Origin of the sequence: Methylobacterium sp. WL116 (assembly GCF_008039455.1) — a bacterium.
Lineage (GTDB): Bacteria > Pseudomonadota > Alphaproteobacteria > Rhizobiales > Beijerinckiaceae > Methylobacterium.
In genome coordinates, this window is the sequence record NZ_VRUV01001104.1 from 1 (window position 1) to 526 (window position 526).

Below are 526 nucleotides of genomic sequence, written 5' to 3' on the forward strand. Positions count from 1 at the left end.
CTCGCCGGCCTGGTCTGGCTCGCGGCGCCCGGTCTCTCCGCGCCGCCGCCGCGCTCGCCCTTCGGCATCGGCTTCCGCGAGGCCGCGCCGTCGGCGACCGGGCTCGACGGCTGGCTCCTGGCGATCCAGTCGAGCTTTTCGCGCAGCCTTCAGGCCGCGCTCGCCGCGATCAAGGGCGGCGGCGACTGGATGCCGCTGGTCACGCTCGGCTTCGCCTACGGCATCTTCCACGCCGCCGGCCCCGGGCACGGCAAGGCCGTGATCGCCGGCTATCTGTTCGCCGGCGAGCGGGCCTTGCGCCGCGGCTTCGGCTTGAGCTTCGCCGCCGCGATCCTGCAGGCGCTGGTGGCGATCGCGATCGTCGGGACCGGCCGCCTCGTGCTCGGCGCCACCGCCGCCGGAATGACGCGGGCCGGCAACACCATCGAGATCGTCAGCTTCGCCCTCGTCGCCGCGATCGGGCTGGCGGTGACGTGGCGCAAGGCCGGGCGCCTCGCCGACCTCGGCGCGCCCGCCGCCTGCGGGC

Annotated in this window: 1 pseudogene; it reads left to right on the forward strand. The window is 76.0% G+C overall.

The annotated features are described in order from the left end of the window. Window positions 1-526: pseudogene (locus FV223_RS29595) on the forward strand (nickel transporter); the annotation flags it as partial.